The 17,838-nt window shown below is 66.1% G+C and carries 16 protein-coding genes and 1 pseudogene; 8 read left to right on the plus strand and 9 right to left on the minus strand.

Translation table 11 applies throughout. From position 1 onward, the window contains the following. Window positions 1–471: a hypothetical protein gene (locus AC5P67_RS19460; RefSeq protein ID WP_005409591.1), complete on the minus strand. Its 471-nt coding sequence runs from the start codon at window positions 469–471 to the stop codon at window positions 1–3. Between the two features lie 112 nt (window positions 472–583). Between AC5P67_RS19460 and clpS the strand changes: the two genes are divergently transcribed. Beyond that, entirely contained in the window at window positions 584–910 is a 327-nt protein-coding gene (gene clpS / locus AC5P67_RS19465; protein WP_005409592.1) for an ATP-dependent Clp protease adapter ClpS, read from the plus strand. A gap of 134 nt (window positions 911–1,044) precedes the next feature. Here clpS and AC5P67_RS19470 read toward each other — a convergent pair whose 3' ends face one another. Further along, window positions 1,045–1,857, minus strand: a complete 813-nt coding sequence (locus tag AC5P67_RS19470) for an APH(6) family putative aminoglycoside O-phosphotransferase (RefSeq protein ID WP_165710444.1) — start codon at window positions 1,855–1,857, stop codon at window positions 1,045–1,047. A gap of 138 nt (window positions 1,858–1,995) precedes the next feature. Here AC5P67_RS19470 and clpA point away from each other — a divergent pair, with 138 nt between their 5' ends. Then, complete coding sequence (clpA, locus tag AC5P67_RS19475; RefSeq protein ID WP_005409594.1) at window positions 1,996–4,281, plus strand: ATP-dependent Clp protease ATP-binding subunit ClpA; 2,286 nt, start codon at window positions 1,996–1,998, stop codon at window positions 4,279–4,281. 78 nt (window positions 4,282–4,359) lie between these two features. On the opposite strand, the gene AC5P67_RS19480 is transcribed toward clpA, so the two are convergent. The 3 genes from AC5P67_RS19480 to aat all read right to left on the minus strand — a co-directional run bounded on the left by AC5P67_RS19480 (window position 4,360) and on the right by aat (window position 6,004). Then, on the minus strand, window positions 4,360–4,758 hold the full coding sequence (locus AC5P67_RS19480) for a hypothetical protein (RefSeq protein ID WP_099484211.1): 399 nt from the start codon (window positions 4,756–4,758) through the stop codon (window positions 4,360–4,362). 200 nt (window positions 4,759–4,958) lie between these two features. Further along, window positions 4,959–5,177 carry a translation initiation factor IF-1 gene (gene infA / locus AC5P67_RS19485; RefSeq protein ID WP_005409596.1) on the minus strand — a complete coding sequence of 73 codons (219 nt, stop codon included), beginning with the start codon at window positions 5,175–5,177 and terminating at the stop codon, window positions 4,959–4,961. Window positions 5,178–5,263: 86 nt separating this feature from the next. After that, a complete protein-coding gene (gene aat, locus AC5P67_RS19490) occupies window positions 5,264–6,004 on the minus strand; it encodes a leucyl/phenylalanyl-tRNA--protein transferase (protein ID WP_088428762.1) in 741 nt (246 codons plus the stop codon). Between the two features lie 72 nt (window positions 6,005–6,076). Between aat and AC5P67_RS19495 the strand changes: the two genes are divergently transcribed. After that, a complete protein-coding gene (locus AC5P67_RS19495; protein ID WP_099484210.1) occupies window positions 6,077–7,345 on the plus strand; it encodes a hypothetical protein in 1,269 nt (422 codons plus the stop codon). Between the two features lie 123 nt (window positions 7,346–7,468). Here AC5P67_RS19495 and AC5P67_RS19500 read toward each other — a convergent pair whose 3' ends face one another. Together AC5P67_RS19500 and trxB are read right to left on the minus strand one after the other, a co-directional pair. Then, a complete protein-coding gene (locus tag AC5P67_RS19500; protein WP_138970229.1) occupies window positions 7,469–8,593 on the minus strand; it encodes a GNAT family N-acetyltransferase in 1,125 nt (374 codons plus the stop codon). 102 nt (window positions 8,594–8,695) lie between these two features. Then, on the minus strand, window positions 8,696–9,667 hold the full coding sequence (gene trxB / locus AC5P67_RS19505; RefSeq protein WP_005409600.1) for a thioredoxin-disulfide reductase: 972 nt from the start codon (window positions 9,665–9,667) through the stop codon (window positions 8,696–8,698). 233 nt (window positions 9,668–9,900) lie between these two features. Between trxB and AC5P67_RS19510 the strand changes: the two genes are divergently transcribed. The 5 genes from AC5P67_RS19510 (at window position 9,901) to AC5P67_RS19530 (ending at window position 17,208) form a co-directional block, all read left to right on the plus strand. After that, window positions 9,901–12,261, plus strand: a complete 2,361-nt coding sequence (locus tag AC5P67_RS19510; RefSeq protein WP_005413288.1) for a DNA translocase FtsK — start codon at window positions 9,901–9,903, stop codon at window positions 12,259–12,261. A gap of 39 nt (window positions 12,262–12,300) precedes the next feature. Next, window positions 12,301–14,244, plus strand: coding sequence for a DUF3857 domain-containing protein (locus AC5P67_RS19515; protein WP_049397466.1), 1,944 nt, complete (start codon window positions 12,301–12,303; stop codon window positions 14,242–14,244). 111 nt (window positions 14,245–14,355) lie between these two features. Further along, entirely contained in the window at window positions 14,356–14,994 is a 639-nt protein-coding gene (gene lolA / locus AC5P67_RS19520) for an outer membrane lipoprotein periplasmic chaperone LolA (protein WP_024958744.1), read from the plus strand. A gap of 364 nt (window positions 14,995–15,358) precedes the next feature. Beyond that, window positions 15,359–16,657: a replication-associated recombination protein A gene (locus tag AC5P67_RS19525; RefSeq protein WP_495215121.1), complete on the plus strand. Its 1,299-nt coding sequence runs from the start codon at window positions 15,359–15,361 to the stop codon at window positions 16,655–16,657. 161 nt (window positions 16,658–16,818) lie between these two features. Continuing rightward, window positions 16,819–17,208 carry a DUF805 domain-containing protein gene (locus AC5P67_RS19530; protein ID WP_005413291.1) on the plus strand — a complete coding sequence of 130 codons (390 nt, stop codon included), beginning with the start codon at window positions 16,819–16,821 and terminating at the stop codon, window positions 17,206–17,208. 73 nt (window positions 17,209–17,281) lie between these two features. Here AC5P67_RS19530 and AC5P67_RS19535 read toward each other — a convergent pair whose 3' ends face one another. Together AC5P67_RS19535 and AC5P67_RS19540 are read right to left on the minus strand one after the other, a co-directional pair. Then, window positions 17,282–17,656 carry a hypothetical protein gene (locus tag AC5P67_RS19535; RefSeq protein WP_005413292.1) on the minus strand — a complete coding sequence of 125 codons (375 nt, stop codon included), beginning with the start codon at window positions 17,654–17,656 and terminating at the stop codon, window positions 17,282–17,284. A 59-nt stretch (window positions 17,657–17,715) separates the two neighbouring features. Beyond that, window positions 17,716–17,838 (minus strand): annotated as a pseudogene (locus tag AC5P67_RS19540) (IS110 family transposase); the annotation flags it as partial.

The raw sequence follows: 17,838 nt of genomic DNA on the forward strand, positions 1-17,838 counted from the left end.
TCAGAACTCGTCCTTCTTGGTCAGTTCCAGCTCCATGGCGTCGGCGGTGCGGATGGCCGCATCGATGGCGTCGCTGAGCTGGTCGGCAGTGGCATCGGCGTCGATCTTGACCACGAACATGGCGGTGGTGTCCTGCTTTACCCAGCCGCCCATCTTGGCATCCTGCGAATCTTCCAGCAGGCGGTTGGCCACGGCCACCGGGAACTGCTTGGTCTTCGCGTTGTAGGCCGGCGACCAGATCTCGCGGATGTTGTGGGTACCGAAATCTTCCACCGACGAACGCACGTAGACCATCTGGGTGCGGTCACCCTCGACGTCGAAGACCATGCGGTAGTCGCCGTCCTCATCGACTTCGTAGGTGTAGCCCAGCTTGTCCAGATGGCGGGCCACGGCCTTGTCGGCGTCTGCGGCGGCAGCGGAGCCGGTGGCAGCCAGAGCGATCAGGAGGGCGGGGAGAAGGGTCCTTTTCATGAAGATCCTGTGAAACAGTGTTGAGAGAGGGTGCAATTGTGACGGTGGGCGTGCGTGCCGTCCAATCCGCGGCAGGCCGACGCAGGCGCGCCCGAGCCTCTATAATGGCCCGATGCCCCATGAGTCTTCCCCCGATTCCCAGCACGAGCACGGCGTCGCCGTAGAGGCCGCGCGCCCGGAAGTGGCGCCGCCGCCGTTCTACCAGGTGATGCTGCTCAATGACGACTACACCCCGATGGATTTCGTGGTGGATGTGCTGCAGCAGTTCTTCAGCATGGACCTGGACAAGGCCACGCAGGTGATGCTGCACGTCCATACCCGCGGCCGCGGCGTGTGCGGGGTGTTCACCCGCGAAGTGGCCGAGACCAAGGTCGCCCAGGTCAACGAGTACTCGCGGATGAACCAGCACCCGCTGCTGTGCACGATGGAAAAGGCCTGACCGGCTGCTGATTCTCGTCCGGGCACATCGATCCCGGATGGGTGTGCCCACCAAGGTGGGCACCTACCAAGGCAGAAGCCCGTATCGACCGTGGATGGGTGCCCTCCAAGGTGGGCACCTACCAAGCGCGGGTCTCACCTCTCCGCCAGCGCCTCCAGGGCCATCCGGGCGACTGTCTCGTCGATATCGGCCGGGTCGCCGTCATCCCTGAACCACACTGCCGACAGCGCAGTGCTGGCCGCGATCCAGCGCAGCAGGCGTGTGCGTTCCAGTTCGGCCAGCGCACAGACCTGCTCAAGGCGGATCGCAAACCGCTCGGGCCGCGTCGCAACGTGGATGCCCGGACCACAGAGGTCCGGGTTGCTGAACATCGTCGTGTAATCGAACGCACGGTCCCCCAGCAGTCGCTTCGGGTCGATCGCCAACCAGCCGCGCGGGCCGAAATCCAGCACATTGTCATGATGCAGGTCGCCGTGCAGCGGCCGGATCTCCTGTTCATCACGCAGCAGCCCCTCCGCCAGTGATCTGCACTGTTCCAGCAGTGGCGGCAGCACAGCCCTTGGCTGCAGCAGGTCGGCGAACCATGTACGCAGGCAGACCAGTTCCGCTGGCGGCGCGCTCCGTGGCCGGTGCAGCCGCTGCAGGACCTGGCACAGGATCGCGGTGCAGGCGTCATCGTCGCCCTCGATCGAGCGTTGCCGCAGCGAGTCACCGCGGGCACGCTCGATCAGGATCGCAGGCCCCTCGTGGGCCAGCAGGCGGGCGGCGCCATCGCCGTTCCACCAGCGTAGCAGGCGATGGCTGTTCTGCTCCTCGGTCTCGCTGCTGATCTTCAGCATCGCTGGCTCGTCCGCAGCGGTCAGCACCGGCCAGAGCCGGGCGTGGGGCGTACGGAGGGCCGGGCCATCACGCCGCAATCGCCAGCGGCTCAGGTAGGGTTCGCTCATGCTGGGTGGGCTGTCCTGGAGTGAATGAAGATCAAGCGATCTGTACTGCTAACGCCATCTGAACGCAGCAATCCGCTAGGGTGATGGAAATCGCGTAGTCAGGCCGCATATTGTCCCCATCTGCCGCCGGAGTAATCCATGTTCAGCAAAGACCTCGAACACACCATCGGCCAGTGCTACAAGCGCGCCCGTGAGGCCCGGCATGAGTTCATGACGGTCGAACACCTGCTGCTGGCACTGCTCGACAACCCGTCAGCCCAGGCCGTACTGAAGGCCTGTGGTGCCGATGCCGACCGCCTGCGCCAGGAGCTGGAGCAGGCCATCGAGGCCTCCGTGTCCCGCCTGGCGGAAGACGATGGCCGCGACACCCAGCCGACCCTGGGCTTCCAGCGTGTGCTGCAGCGGGCCGTGTACCACGTGCAGTCCTCGGGCAAGAAGGAGGTCACCGGCGCCAATGTGCTGGTCGCCATCTTCGGCGAAAAGGACTCCCACGCCGTCTATTACCTCAACCAGCAGGATGTGACCCGGCTGGATGTGGTCAATTACCTGTCCCATGGCATCGCCAAGCTGGGCGATGAAGGCGAGCAGTCGTCTTCGTCCCCGGAGGGCGAGAGCCGCATGGAAGGCGGGGAGGGCGAGCCCAAGGGGGATGCCCTGACCGAATTCGCCAGCAACCTCAACGACCAGGCGCGGGCAGGTCGCATCGACCCGCTGGTCGGCCGTGCCGACGAGATCGAGCGCACCATCCAGGTCCTGTGCCGCCGCCGCAAGAACAACCCGCTGTACGTCGGTGAGGCGGGCGTAGGCAAGACGGCCATCGCCGAGGGCCTGGCCCGCCGCATCATCGAAGGCTCGGTGCCCGACGTGCTGGCCGACGCGGTGATCTACTCGCTCGACCTGGGCGCACTGGTGGCTGGTACCAAGTACCGTGGCGACTTCGAGAAGCGCCTGAAGAGCGTGCTGACGGCACTGAAGAAGGTGCCCAACGCGGTGCTGTTCATCGACGAGATCCACACCATCATCGGTGCCGGTTCGGCGTCGGGCGGCACCATGGATGCGTCCAACCTGATCAAGCCGGCGCTGGCGTCGGGCGAGCTGCGCTGCATCGGCTCGACCACGTTCCAGGAATACCGCGGCATCTTCGAGAAGGACCGCGCGCTGGCGCGCCGCTTCCAGAAGATCGACATCGTCGAGCCGACGGTGGGCGAGACCTACGAGATCCTGCAGGGCCTGAAGTCCAAGTACGAGCTGCATCACGGTGTGACCTACTCCGACGAGGCCCTGCAGGCCGCAGTGGACCTGTCGGTGAAGCACATCGGCGACCGCCTGCTGCCGGACAAGGCCATCGACGTGATCGACGAGGCCGGTGCCCGCCAGCGCCTGCTGCCCGAGGAGCAGCGCAAGGAGCTGATCGACGTCGAGGAGGTCGAGGCGATCGTGGCCAAGATGGCGCGGATCCCGGCCAAGCAGGTCAGTGCCACCGACAAGGATGTGCTGCAGCACCTGGAGCGCAACCTGAAGATGGTGATTTTCGGCCAGGACCCGGCCATCGAGACGCTGTCCTCGGCGATCAAGCTGGCCCGTTCGGGCCTGGGCAACCCGGAAAAGCCGATCGGCAATTTCCTGTTCGCCGGCCCGACCGGCGTCGGCAAGACCGAAGTGACCAAGCAGCTGGCGTTGCAGCTGGGCATCGAGCTGGTCCGCTTCGACATGTCCGAGTACATGGAGCCGCATTCGATCAGCCGCCTGATCGGCGCGCCTCCGGGCTACGTCGGTTTCGACCAGGGCGGCCTGCTGACCGAGAAGATCGTCAAGACGCCGCATTGCGTGCTGCTGCTGGATGAGATCGAGAAGGCGCATCCGGACATCTTCAACATCCTGTTGCAGGTGATGGACCGCGGTGTGCTGACCGATACCAACGGTCGCGAAGCGAACTTCAAGAACGTGGTGCTGGTGATGACCACCAATGCCGGCGCCGCGCAGGCCTCGCGGCGGTCGATCGGCTTCACCAAGCAGGACCATGCCACCGACGCGATGGAGACCATCCGCCGCAGCTTCACCCCGGAATTCCGCAACCGTCTTGACGCGGTGGTGCAGTTCCAGGCGCTGGGCTTCGAGCACATCCTGCGCGTGGTCGACAAGTTCCTGATCGAGCTGGAGATGCTGCTGCAGGACAAGCACGTCAGCCTGTCGGCCACCCCGACCGCGCGCGACTGGCTGGCCCACCATGGTTTCGACCCGCTGATGGGTGCCCGTCCTATGGCCCGCGTGATCCAGGACAAGATCAAGCGTCCGCTGGCCGACGAGCTGCTGTTCGGCAAGCTGGTCAACGGCGGCAAGGTCAGCATCGACGTGCGCGACGACGAGCTGGTGGTCGAGACCCAGGCCGAGCCGGAGCGGCTGCTGCCGGTCACGGTGGAATGAGCTGACGCCGCAGGCTTGGCGTGAAAGACTGGAAATGACAAGGGCGGCTTCGGCCGCCCTTGTCGCATGCACTGCAACTCAACGCCCCTGCTGCGCCAGCCGCCTGAAGGTCGCCGCATCGATCGGTTCGATCCGGGTCACGGTGCAGTGATTGCTGTCGGTTTTCAGTGTGCTGCGGGCATCGCCGCAGATCCGTTCAGGGGTACTGGGCGTGAAGAAGACATAGCTGGCCGAGGCGGCAGCGCCCAGGCAGCGCTTCTGCAGGTGCACCCGATAGTGGTTGTCACCGTCGCGCAGCAACACCTCGCGTTCCGTGCTGGAGGGGCGGATATCGCGATTGGCGCTGAGGGCAATGCACTCGGACGCGTTGGAGGGCTTGCTGGGTTCAGCGGCGAATGCCGCCAGGGGGAGGCTGACCAGCAGAACTGCCGGCAGCAGGACGTGCGGGAGCAGGGCGTGCGGGAGCAGGGCGTTCATGATCGGGAGGGGGTGGCGATCCGGACTGGATCGGATCCCACGATGCCGCGGCGGCTGCAGGCGCGAATCTGCCGCAAGCGGGGCTGACCGACGCCACGGTGAGCTCGGTCACGGTGACCTCCGGCAGGGCCGGATTCCGGGCATGACAAAAGGCCAGCAACCAGGGCTGGCCTTGTCGAGTGGCGCCAGGCGCCGACCGCTTACTTCATGCGGTAGGTGATACGACCCTTGGTCAGGTCATACGGGGTCATTTCAACCTTGACCCGGTCACCGGTGAGGATGCGGATGTAGTTCTTGCGCATGCGGCCGGAGATATGGGCGATGATTTCGTGCCCATTTTCCAGGCGAACGCGGAAAGTGGTGTTCGGCAGCGTCTCGCTGACGGTGCCCTCGAACTCGATGGAATCGTCTTTCGACATGTAGTCCTGTGCGGTTCAGAAAACGGCCACGCTGGGCCTAAGGCGCGGTATTTTACGCGTGACGGCGCCAGCTTGCAAAGTTTGTGTTAACCCCCGGCCAAACGCCGTGCTGGCAGGCGTCCAACCGCTTGGGTCCACGGGCCTTCCCGGCCGTCACCGCGCACGGCCCGGCGCACGTGCTGCAGGAATTCCGCGCGCGGCAGGTGCTCGGCGCCCATCCGCAGCAGGTGCGGATTCTCCACCTGGGCATCGATCAGTTCCCAGCCCCAACCATGCAGGGTGGATGCCAGGGCGGCCAGGGCGATCTTGGAGCCGCCGCTGGCACCACTGAACATGCTTTCGCCGAAGAACATCGACCCGATTGCCACCCCGTAGATGCCACCGACGAGGGTCTGCTGGTCCCAGACTTCAAACGAATGGGCGAAGCCCAGGTCGTGCAGCTGGCCGTAGGCCTCGACCATCGCCGGGCTGATCCAGGTGCCGTCCTGGCCGGGCCGCGGTGCTGCCGCACAGGCGCGCATCACGCGGCTGAAGGCGGTGTCGGCGGTGACCTCCCACGTACTGCTGCGCAGCTGGCGGCGGAACCGGCTGGACAGATGCACGCCCTCGGTGCGGAACACCATGCGCGGGTCCGGCGACCACCACAGGATCGGCTCGCCCTCGCTGAACCACGGAAAGATGCCGCCAGCGTAGGCATTGAGCAGGCGCACCGGGTGCAGGTCACCGCCGACGGCGAGCAGGCCATCGGGCTGGCGCAGCGCGGTCTCGGCCGGCGGGAAGGGGGCGTCCGGCGCATCAGCCAGGCGCCAGGGCAGCTGGCGGGTCATGCCCTCATTGTATTCGCCGTGGTGACCGCTGATGTCTGGCACCATCAACGTCCAACGGCAAGGAGCCCACGCATGAGTGACGCGATCACCGCCATCCTCGATGTGCACGACAACCCGCGCACGTGCAACGACAGCCAGAGCATGCTGCTGGCGCTGGCGACTGAGCAGCCGGGTCAGCTCGGTGCGCTGATGCGGCTGGCCCTTGCCCGGCGTTCACCCAGCTCGGCCTTTCTCGACATGACGCTGGATCTGCTGCCCGACGAAGCGGTTGCGCCGGTCTGTGCCGAGGCCTGGCGTCGCTATCGTGATGGAGAGCGCGGTGAGCTGCTGGCCAGCGTGATCGAATTCGCCAGCTACCAGGCGCCGCAGGTGCTGCAGGACGACTGGGAGGCCTTGCTGGCGATTGTCAGTGAGAATGAGCTGCAGCTGGCTTCGCAGGTGTGGCGGGGCCTGCCGTCTGCCACTGCCGGGCAGTGGGCGCAGATTCTGGCCGAAGCCGATGACGATCGCGAAATGGCGCGGGCCAGGGCGCTGCTGCTCGCGGCGCAGCCCGAGAGCTATGCCGTTGCCCGCGGCTACCTCGCTGACTGGGGCGCGCTGGATGCTGAGGTCTGGGCGCATTGGGCCGGCGTGGCTGATGGGCCGCTGCCGCGCCGCCTGCATGGGGAGCGGCCGCTGCACATCCGCTTTGGCCGCGAGCAGCATCGCGCGCAGCAGGCGGACGAACCGAGCTGGCGCAAGCGTATCTGGCGCCTGCACCCGACCTGGAATGGTGGGCAGGTGCACCATGCGGGGCAGATGGGAGGACCGCTGGAAGCGTTGTGTGGCAGCTGCCATGCACCGCTGCAGCGCCTGATGCGAACCGACGCTGCCGCGCTGCAGCCGGGCGCGGCGGGTGAGATCACGCTGGGCCTGTGCCTGGACTGCTGCGGCTGGGAAGACCCGCCCGTGCGCTTCTATCGCCACGATGCCGTCGGCCTGCCCAGCTGCCACCCCAGCCAGCGTCTGGAGGTGCCGGCCACGCCGACCGACAGCGGTGACCTGGTGCGTGCCGAGATCGGCCTGGTCGCCATGGATACCAGGCGGTGGCAGCAGCAGGACTGGGGCCAGTCCAACCATCGGCAGAACCTGTCGCGCGTGGGCGGCGCGCCCAGCTGGGTGCAGAGTGCCTGGTACCCGGCATGCATCGATTGCGGCGAGGAGATGCCCTTCGTGATGCAGCTGGATTCGACACTGCCGACCACCAGTGGAGGCGCGCTGCTCTGGGGTAGTGGCGGCATGCTCTACACGTTCTGGTGTGCGAAGTGCCGGGTGAGCGGGCACTTCTGGCAGTGCACCTGAGCACAGCGCCCTCGCCATTGTCCTGATAGGTGCCAACGTTGGTTGGCGCGCCCCACTGCCCTGGTAGGTGCCAACCTTGGTTGGCACGCTTCTCGGCGCCGCGCCAGTCGAGCCAGCTCGGCACTACGGCTCTACGCGGAACGGCCCATGCCCCTGCAGCTCCTGCTGGTAGCGCCGCACATCGCGCCGTTCCCGCCGGCACCAATCCTGCAGTGCTTCTGCGAAATCCGCATCGGCCACCCAGTGCCGGCTGCGCACCAGCGTCGGCAGGAAGCCCCGCGCCAGCTTGTGCTCGCCCTGTGCACCCGGTTCGAATCGGGTCAGCCCTTCGCGCAGGCAGTACTCGATACCCTGGTAGTAGCAGGCCTCGAAGTGCAGGCCGGGCAGGGTGGCGCCGCCCCAGTAGCGGCCGTACAGGGTGTCGCCACCGCGAAGGCACAGCGCGCCGGCAATCGGCTCGCCGTCCTGTTCGGCCAGGAACAGCACCAGCCCGCGGCCCAATGAAATGGCCAGATGGCGCAGGAAGGCCTCGGTGAGCGCCGGGGCGTTGCCGTACTCGAGGAACGTCTGCAGGTAGAAGCGATACATCGCCTGCAGGTCGGCACGGCTGGCTTCATCGCCGTGCACCACGCGGAAGGTGATGCCCTGGCGGGTGACCTTGGCCCGTTCCTGGCGGATGTTCTTGCGATGCTTGTGGTTCATCGCACCGAGGAACTGGTCGAATGTCGCCCAGTCACCCGGGTTCTGCCACTGGAACTGCACGTCTTCGCGCAGCAGCCAGTCATCGCCGAACAGCGCCTCGTCCACTGCGGTGTGGAAGTTGATATGGGCCGAGGACACGTCCAGTGCCGGCAGCGCCTCGCGCAATGCCGACAGCAAGGTGGCGCGATCTGAATCGTGACGGGCCAGCAACCGCGGGCCGGTGACCGGTGAGTACGGCACCGCGCCCAGCCACTTCGGATAGTAGTCGCGGCCATGACGGGCATACGCGTTGGCCCACGCATGGTCGAACACGAACTCGCCGTGCGAATTGGTCTTCAGGTAGCCCGGAATGGCGCCGACCAAGCTGTCGCCTTCCCAGAGCGTGAAGTGCCGGGGCTGCCAGCCCCAGTCCTCGCGCAGGCAGCCGTGCTGTTCAAGGCCTGAGAGAAAGGCGTGGCTGACGAAGGGGTTCTGCCCGTCGTGCAGGGCATCCCAGTCGATGGCGGGGATGGACTGCAGGGAGTCGAGGAAGCGGGGGGAAGGCATGAGGGAAGGATAGGGCAGATGAAACAGAAAGGCCGACGCACTGGCGTCGGCCTTTCATCCGGAGTCGGGCGTGGCTCGGCCCTACAGGAGCGGGTCAGCCTCTCAGCTGGCCTTGCCCTGCGCGTCCAGGTAGCGCTCGGCATCCAGCGCGGCCATGCAGCCGAAGCCGGCCGAGGTGATCGCCTGGCGGTAGTGCTGGTCGGCCACGTCGCCGGCGGCGAACACGCCTTCCACCGAGGTCTGGGTGGCATTGCCGCCCAGGCCCGAGCGGATTTCCAGGTAGCCGTTGTTCATCGCCAGCTGCCCGTCGAACAGGGTGGTGTTCGGGTGGTGGCCGATGGCCACGAAGAAGCCGTGGGCGTCGATGTCGCGAGTGCTGCCGTCCAGGGTGGACTTCACGCGCACGCCGGTCACGCCGGCATCATTGCCCAGCACTTCTTCCACCTGGTGGTGCCAGACGGTCTCGATCTTGCCTTCGGCCACCTTCTTGAACAGCTTGTCCTGCATGATCTTTTCCGCCTTCAGTGTGTCGCGGCGGTGGACCAGGTAGACCTTGCGGGCGATGTTGGACAGGTACAGGGCCTCTTCCACGGCGGTGTTGCCGCCACCGACCACGACCACGTCCTGGTCGCGGTAGAAGAAGCCGTCACAGGTGGCGCAGGCGGACACACCGCGGCCCTTGAACTCGTCTTCGGTCGGGATGCCCAGGTACTTGGCGGTGGCGCCGGTGGCGATGATCAGCGCATCGCAGGTGTACTCGTGGCTGTCGCCGATCAGCTTGAACGGACGCTGCGACAGGTCGGCGGTGTGGATGTGGTCGAAAATGACCTCGGTCTCGAAGCGCTCGGCATGGGCCTGCATGCGCGCCATCAGGTCCGGGCCCATCAGGCCGTGTGCGTCACCCGGCCAGTTGTCCACCTCGGTGGTGGTCATCAGCTGGCCGCCCTGCTGCAGGCCGGTGATGACGACCGGCTTCAGGTTGGCGCGGGCGGCGTAGACGGCGGCGGTCCAACCGGCCGGGCCGGAACCGAGGATGACGAGGCGCTGGTGGCGGGAGGGCAGGCTGGTGCTCATGTAAACTCGCGAAAAGGTAGATGGGACAAGGCGCTGGCGATGTTTGCGCAGCATCCTTGGCTGGTCATAGAGTGGCGGCTGGGGCAGGGCGATTCAAGCCGATGAACGGAACGCCGTCATCCAGCAGTGGTTTCGGCCCCCGGATTGGCCTGCCGGACGTCGCATAACTGAAAACTGACGCCGTCTCATTTATTATCAATCACTAACAGCGCATTCCAAAGGTATGGTCTAAGGTGGCGAAGCAGGTCCCCGAACGCTCCAAGTCCGACGACAGCAAGGCGTCACGTCGCACGGCCGCGGCGGCGACGACCGACAATCCACGCCGCCAGCGTCTCTGGCGCGATCTGGGCCTGATCGCCATCGCGCCGGCCCTGCTGTACCTGGCGGCCAGTCTTTTCACCTATTCAGCGACTGATCCGGGCTGGTCGCATACCGGCAGCGTGGTCGCGCCGGTGCACAACCTGGGTGGCCGCGCCGGGGCCTGGATCGCCGACGTGCTGCTGCAGCTGTTCGGCTACATCGCCTTCCTGCTGCCGGTGGTGCTCGGCGCGCTGGCGTGGATCGCCATGTTCGGGCTCAAGCGCGAGAGCAAGGGCGAGAACGACCTGGATCCTGCGCTGCGCCTGGTCGGCCTGGTCGGTTTCCTCATCGCCGGCACCGGCTTCCTGCACGTGCGCCTGTTCAGTGGCGACGTCTCCAGCGCCGGCGGCATCCTCGGCAAGCTGGTGGGCAATTCGCTCACGGTGGGCTTCGGCGCGCTGGGCGCCAACCTGTTCGTGCTGGTGCTGCTGCTGGCCTCGATCACGCTCGCGACCGGGCTGTCCTGGTTCACGGTGATGGAGAAGATCGGCCGCGGCGTGATGTCGCTGGCGCCGTTGCTGGAACGCAAGAAGGAAGAAGTCACCGAGTGGAAGCAGACCCGGGTGATGCGCGAGGAGCGCCAGGAAGTGCGCAAGGCCGACGCCGAGGTGCGCGCCAAGCGCGAGCCGGTGAAGATCGAGCCGCGTCCGGAGCCGGTGATCGAGAAGAGCGATCGGGCCAAGCGCGATACCCAGATTCCGATGTTCCGCGGCGTCAACGGTGATGGCTCGGACCTGCCGCCGCTGGCGCTGCTGGATGATCCCAAGCCGCAGCCCAAGGGCTACGACGAAGAGACGCTGGAGACCCTGTCGCGGCAGATCGAGTTCAAGCTGAAGGACTTCCGCATCGATGCGCAGGTGGTCGGCGCCAATCCCGGCCCGGTCATCACCCGCTTCGAGATCGAGCCGGCACCGGGCATCAAGGTCAGCCAGATCAGTTCGCTGGACAAGGACATCGCGCGCGGCTTGTCGGTGAAGTCGGTGCGCGTGGTCGACGTCATTCCGGGCAAGTCGGTGATCGGCCTGGAAATCCCCAACGTCACCCGCGAGATGATCTTCCTGTCCGAGCTGCTGCGCTCGAAGGAATATGACAAGTCGGCCAGTGTGCTGACCCTGGCGCTGGGCAAGGACATCGCCGGTCGCCCGACCGTGGCCGACCTGGCACGCATGCCCCATCTGCTGGTGGCCGGTACCACCGGTTCGGGCAAGTCGGTGGCGGTCAACGCGATGGTGCTGAGCCTGTTGTTCAAGGCCTCGCCGAAAGACCTGCGGATGCTGATGATCGACCCGAAGATGCTCGAACTGAGCGTCTACCAGGGCATCCCGCACCTGCTGGCACCTGTGGTCACCGACATGAAGGAGGCCGCGAACGGCCTGCGCTGGTGCGTGGCCGAGATGGAGCGCCGCTACAAGCTGATGAGCGCAGTGGGCGTGCGCAACCTGGCCGGCTTCAACAAGAAGGTGAAGGAAGCCCAGGACGCAGGACAGCCGCTGATGGACCCGCTGTTCAAGCCGAACCCGGAGCTCGGCGAGGCGCCGCGCCCGCTGGAAACCCTGCCGTTCATCGTCATCTTCATCGACGAATTCGCCGACATGATGATGATCGTCGGCAAGAAGGTGGAAGAGCTGATCGCGCGCCTGGCACAGAAGGCACGTGCGGCCGGCATCCACCTGATCCTGGCCACGCAGCGCCCGTCGGTGGACGTGATCACCGGCCTGATCAAGGCCAACATCCCGACCCGAATCGCCTTCCAGGTCAGCTCCAAGATCGACTCGCGCACCATCCTCGACCAGTCCGGCGCGGAAACACTGCTGGGCCACGGCGACATGCTGTACCTGCCGCCGGGCACCGCGCTGCCCGAGCGCGTGCATGGTGCGTTCGTGTCCGACGATGAAGTGCATCGCGTGGTCGAGCACCTCAAGGCGATGGGACCTGCCGACTATGTCGACGGCGTGCTGGACGAAGTGCAGACGATGGGCGACGGCGTGGTCGTCGGCGCCACCGGCCTGCCCGAGAACAGTTCGTCCGGCGACGAGTCCGACCCGTTGTATGACGAAGCGCTGCGGGTGGTCACCGAGACCCGCCGTGCATCGATTTCCGGCGTGCAGCGCCGGCTGAAGATCGGCTACAACCGTGCAGCGCGACTGATCGAGGCCATGGAAGCGGCCGGCGTGGTCAGCCCGCCCGAGCACAACGGCGACCGCACGGTGCTGGCACCGCCGCCGCCGAAGTAAGACCCGACGTATCCCCCACGACGTCCAAGGAACCGACGCATGCTTCACCCCGTACCAAGCGCGCTGGCACTGGCGCTGGCAGCCTTCCTGGCTGCCGGCCCGGCACTGGCAGACACCGCCACCTCCGCGCCCGCCACGGCGCCGCCTTCCACCAGCGGCGATACCGAAGCCAGCAATAACTTCAGCATTGTCCGTTACCGCGCCGACTACCAGGTGCGGCCGGATGCCGGCAATGTGCAGACCGAAACCTACGAAGTGCTGCTCAAGACCAAGGCCTCGGTCGAGCAGTTCAGCCAGGTGCGGCTGAGCTACAGCGAGAAGATGGAAACCCTGGAGGTGCTTGGCGCCTACACCATCACCGCCGACGGCCAGCGCCGTGACGTGCCGGCCGACCGCATCTACACCCAGGAAAGCTACTCCAGCGCCTCGGCGGCGATGTATGCCGACCGCAAGGTGCGGGTGATCGTGTTCCCGAACCTGGCCCCGGGCACCCGTCTGTACTACCAGGTGCGCCGCACCCAGGCCACGCCGTACTTCCCGGGCTATTTCGGCCTGTGGGAGACCTTCAATGTGTTCACCGAGTACGAGGACGCCGAAGTCACCCTGAGTGCGCCGGCCAACCTGCCGATGTTCATCGACAGCCGCGGCGTGCAGGGCAGCGATCGGCCGACGGTGAAGAACGGCCAGGCGCAGTGGCGCTGGCGCTACCAGCGTCGCGAGGCGATGCCGGCGCAGAACTGGTCGGCGGCGGGCTGGGAGTTCGGCCCGAACATCATGGCCAGTACCTATCGTGCCTGGTCGCAGATGGGTCGCGCCTACCAGCTCAAGGCGGGCCCGGCGGCCGAGGTGACCCCGGCGCTGCAGGCGCTGGCTGATGAGATCACCGCGGGTATCAGCGACCGCCGCGAGCAGGCTGATGCGCTGTATCGCTGGGTTGCGCAGAACATCCGCTACGTCGCGGTGTACCTGGGCAATGGCGGGCTGGAGCCGAACAGCGCGCAGAGCATCCTCGACAACCACTACGGTGACTGCAAGGACCACGTGACGATCCTGGAGGCGCTGCTGGCAGCCAAGGGCATCGCCAGCTCGCCGGTGCTGATCGGTGCAGGTGGCGGCCCGACGTTGCCGAAGATTCCGGTGCTGGGCCGCTTCAACCACGCCATCACCTACATTCCCGAGTTTGATCTCTACCTGGATTCGACCACCGCGTGGGCGCGCTTCGGTCAGCTGCCGGAAGGTGATCTGGGTGCGCCGGTGATGCGTACCCGCGACGCCACGCTGGCACGCACCCCGGCCAATACGCCGGAGCGCAATGCCACCTCGATGGAGGTGCGTTTCACCTTCGACGCCAACGGCAACCTGCGCGGCGAGACCATTCCGAAACTGGGCGAGAACGCCGAGATCGGCATGCGCGCCCAGTTCTCCCAGCTCAACGCGCAGAACCGTGCGCGCGCTGAAGAGCAGATCATGGCCGCCTCAGGTTTCGATGGGCGAGGGCAGCTGCAGATCCAGGGCGTGCCGGTCGACCTGACCCGGCCGTTTGGCTATCGCATGGCGTTCCAGGCCGAGGACTACGCCGACTTCAGCGTGGCCGGCGGCATGGCCGTGCCGGACCCGCCGGGTGGCGAGTCGGTGCGTGGCTTGTACGCCACCGCCTCGGCGCCGGCCAACGAGACACCGTTCTACTGCAATGCCAGCCTGCGCGAGGAAACCTATCGCCTGCAGTTCCCGGCCAATGCGCCGATCATCGCCATCCCGGCCAGCCAGCGTTTCGCCAATGCAGCCGGCGAGTACCGGGTGGACTGGAGTCGCGAGGGCCAGGAGGTGATCGTGCACCACCGCTTGCAGCAGAATGCAGTGCGTGGGCCAGAGGCGTTGTGCCAGCCGCAGGACTATCCGGCGTTCCGCGCGCTGTATCGCGAAGTGCGGCGTGGCTTCCGCGGCCAGGTGCTGTACGGCAAGCTGCCGGGATCCGGTGGCTGAATCGCCGATGGACGTTCAGGGCGGCATAATGTCGCCCTGATCGCCCATTCATCTTTCCCCGGGCACACTGGCAACCACCTTTCCTGGCGCCCGCGCCCACAGGATTCCCGCATGAACTTCCGCTTCCGCCGTTTCCTTGCCACCACCACCCTGGCCGTGGCCTGCGCCGCCGCCGGCAGCGCCTGGGCTGGCGCCCGCGATGACCTGAAGACCTTCACCAGCGGCCTGAAGGGCCTGGATGGCCAGTTCAGCCAGCAGGTGTTCGACAGTCGCGGCAAGGTGAAGGAATCGACCAGTGGCCGTGTGGCACTGTCGGCGCCGCGCCTGTTCCGTTGGGAATACGTGCGCCCGCACGAGCAGTTGATCGTGGCTGACGGCAGGAAGGTCTGGATGTATGAGCCGGACCTGGAGCAGGCCACCGTACGCGAGCAGGGCAAGGAAGAGCAGAACAGCCCGCTGACCGCGCTGATCAACCCGGCGCTGCTGGAGCAGCAGTACGACGTCAGCGAAGAGGCCGCGCAGCGCGACGGCCTGCAGTGGCTGTCGCTGTCGCCGAAGCGCGAGACCGAAGCCAGCTTCCAGTACGCCGCGCTGGGCTTCAACGCGCAGGGGCTGGCCAAGATGGAAATCACCGATGCGGTTGGCCAGCGTACGGTGATCAGCTTCAGTGGCTGGAAGCGCAACCCGGGCTTCGCCGCCGGCACCTTCAGCTTTACGCCGCCGAAGGGCACCGACGTCATCGGTAATTAATGGTGGTCGCCGGGCATGGCCTGGCGCTACCTGCTCTGGTGGGTGCCAACCGGCACCGCCTTGGTGGGTGTCAACCTTGGTTGACACGCTTTTGATCTGCCGGCCAGCGGCCGGCACTACCGAATCCTGTGGCCCGGCGCCAACCGCTCTGGTGGGTTTCAACCGGCACCGCCTTGGTGGGTGTCAACCTTGGTTGACACGCTGTTGATCTGCCGGCCAGCGGCCGGCACTACCAGACATCGCGTCCCGCCCGCCGGGCACGGCCCGGCGCTACCGTTGGGCGGCGCGGTACAATGACCGGGTGCCAAGACATCGCTCCACTTCATTCCCCGGCCCCGATCTGCTGAGCGTCGATCGGGAACACATGCGCCCGCTGGCCGAGCGCATGCGCCCCCGCACCCTGGACGAAATGGTCGGGCAGAAGCGCCTGCTGGCGCCGGACAGTGCGCTGCGCCGCGCGGTCGAATCCGGTCGCGTGCATTCGATGATCCTGTGGGGGCCGCCGGGCTGCGGCAAGACCACGCTGGCGCTGCTGCTGGCCGAGTACGCTGATGCGGAATTCCGCGCCATCTCTGCCGTGCTGTCCGGCCTGCCGGAGGTGCGCCAGGTGCTGGCCGAGGCCGCGCAACGCTTCGCCGAAGGCCGCCGCACCGTGCTGTTCGTGGATGAGGTGCACCGCTTCAACAAGGCGCAGCAGGATGCGTTCCTGCCGCATATCGAGCGCGGCACCATCCTGTTCGTCGGTGCCACCACCGAGAATCCATCGTTCGAGCTGAATTCGGCGCTGCTGTCGCGTTGCCGCGTGCACGTGCTGGAAGGCGTTTCGCCCACAGACATCGTTGAGGCGCTGGAGCGTGCGCTGGGTGACCGCGAACGCGGCCTGGGTGAAGAGCACATCGAGGTCGCTCCCGAGCTGCTGCTGGAAATTGCGACCGCCGCCGACGGCGACGTGCGCCGTGCGCTGACCCTGCTGGAGATCGCCGCTGAGCTGGCGGGCGGGGAGGGTGGGCGCATCACGCCGCAGACCCTGACCCAGGTGCTGGCCGATCGTACCCGCCGCTTCGACAAGGGCGGCGAGCAGTTCTACGACCAGGTCTCGGCGCTGCACAAATCCGTGCGCAGCTCCAACCCGGACGCCGCGCTGTACTGGCTGACCCGCATGCTCGATGGCGGCTGCGATCCGTCTTACCTGGCGCGCCGGCTGACCCGCATGGCCATCGAGGATATCGGCCTGGCCGACCCGCGTGCGCAGAGCATGGCGCTGGAAGCGTGGGACATCTATGAGCGGCTGGGCAGTCCGGAGGGAGAGCTCGCGTTCGCCCAGCTGGTGCTTTATCTGGCCAGCACGGCGAAGTCGAATGCCGGCTATGCGGCCTTCAACCAGGCCAAGTCCGATGTGCGCGAGAGCGGCACAGAAGAAGTGCCGCTGCACCTGCGCAATGCGCCGACCAAGCTGATGAAGGAACTGGGCTACGGCGCCGAGTACCAGTATGACCACGATGCGGAGGGTGGCATCGCGCTCGACCAGACCGGTTTCCCGGATGCGATGGGCGAACGGTTGTACTACAACCCGGTGCCGCGCGGGCTGGAAATCAAGTTGAAGGAAAAGCTGGATCGTTTGCGCGCCGAGCGCGAGGCTGCGCGCGCCGCGAAGGGCCGCTGACCCGGTTCATGTGGCGTCGAGCCATGCTCGACTTCGCTCTTGGCAGGCGTGTTGGCATATTCGGTAAGGCAGTCGAGCACGGCTCGACCCTGCAGTGGCAACATTGTTCCCGGCACGTTCATTTGGCACACTGCGCGGCTACTTTTTCAAGGATCGATGCCGTGCAGGAAATGATTCTGCCGTTGAAGCGCTACGCCCAGTTCGAGGGCCGCGCGAACCGCCGCGAGTACTGGATGTACCAGCTGTTCCTGTTCCTGGTCGCAACGGCAGTGATGCTGCTGGCCGGCGTGCTGGCGATCCTCCTGCGCAACAGTGCCGAAGCGCTGGCCGGCATCCTGATCGGCATGGTGGTGCTGCTGTGTGTGATGTGGCTGGCCACGATCGTGCCGCTGATCGCAGTGACCGTACGCCGCCTGCATGACTGCAACCAGTCGGGCTGGCTGTTCCTGCTGGCGCTGGTGCCGGGGGGCGGGATCGTGATCATGATCTTCTCGCTGCTGCCGGGCACGCCGCAGGAGAACGTTTATGGTCCGGTGCCTACGGGGCCGTGATGATGCATGAGTCGAGCATGGCTCGACGCTACAGAGGCAAAGAAATGAAGCCGGCATTTTGCCGGCTTCATCTTTACTTGATGGTGCAATCGCCGAAGGACAGGTAATCGGTGCCCGAGCTGAACTGCAGCGTGCAGCTGGCGGTGAAGGTCGCGCCTTCTTCCAGTGCGCCCAGCTTGGCCGCCTGCTGTTCGTCGTCGCTGGTCAGCCGGGCCAGGACATTGCCCTGGTCATCGCCGGCCTCGATCAGTGGCTCGCCCGCCAGGTTGCTGGAAACGCTCAGTGCGACGGCAGTGAATGTCACCGTCTGGTTGAGTTGGTCCATGCCCAGTGACGAATTGCCGGCCTCTTCAAAGGCCTGGTAGAGCGTTGGCAGGTCCTGTGCGGCATGGGCGGCCAGCGGTGCGAGCAGGCCAAGGGAAAGGGCGATCAGGGTGGTGCGCTTCAAGGTGTTCTCGCAGTCACGGGATCCATTCCCGTGGGTGGTGGTCAGTAGCAACTGTCTTGTCAGGGGCAGCCGAGGGCCACCTCGGCGTCTCGCTTACGGGCGTTGAGGATCACCAGCATTTTGCGCATGACCGCCACGAGCGCCACCTTGCTCGCTTTGCCCTTGGCCTTCAGGCCAGCGTA

It is taken from the genome of Stenotrophomonas sp. YJH_SMC_21, assembly GCF_059369555.1.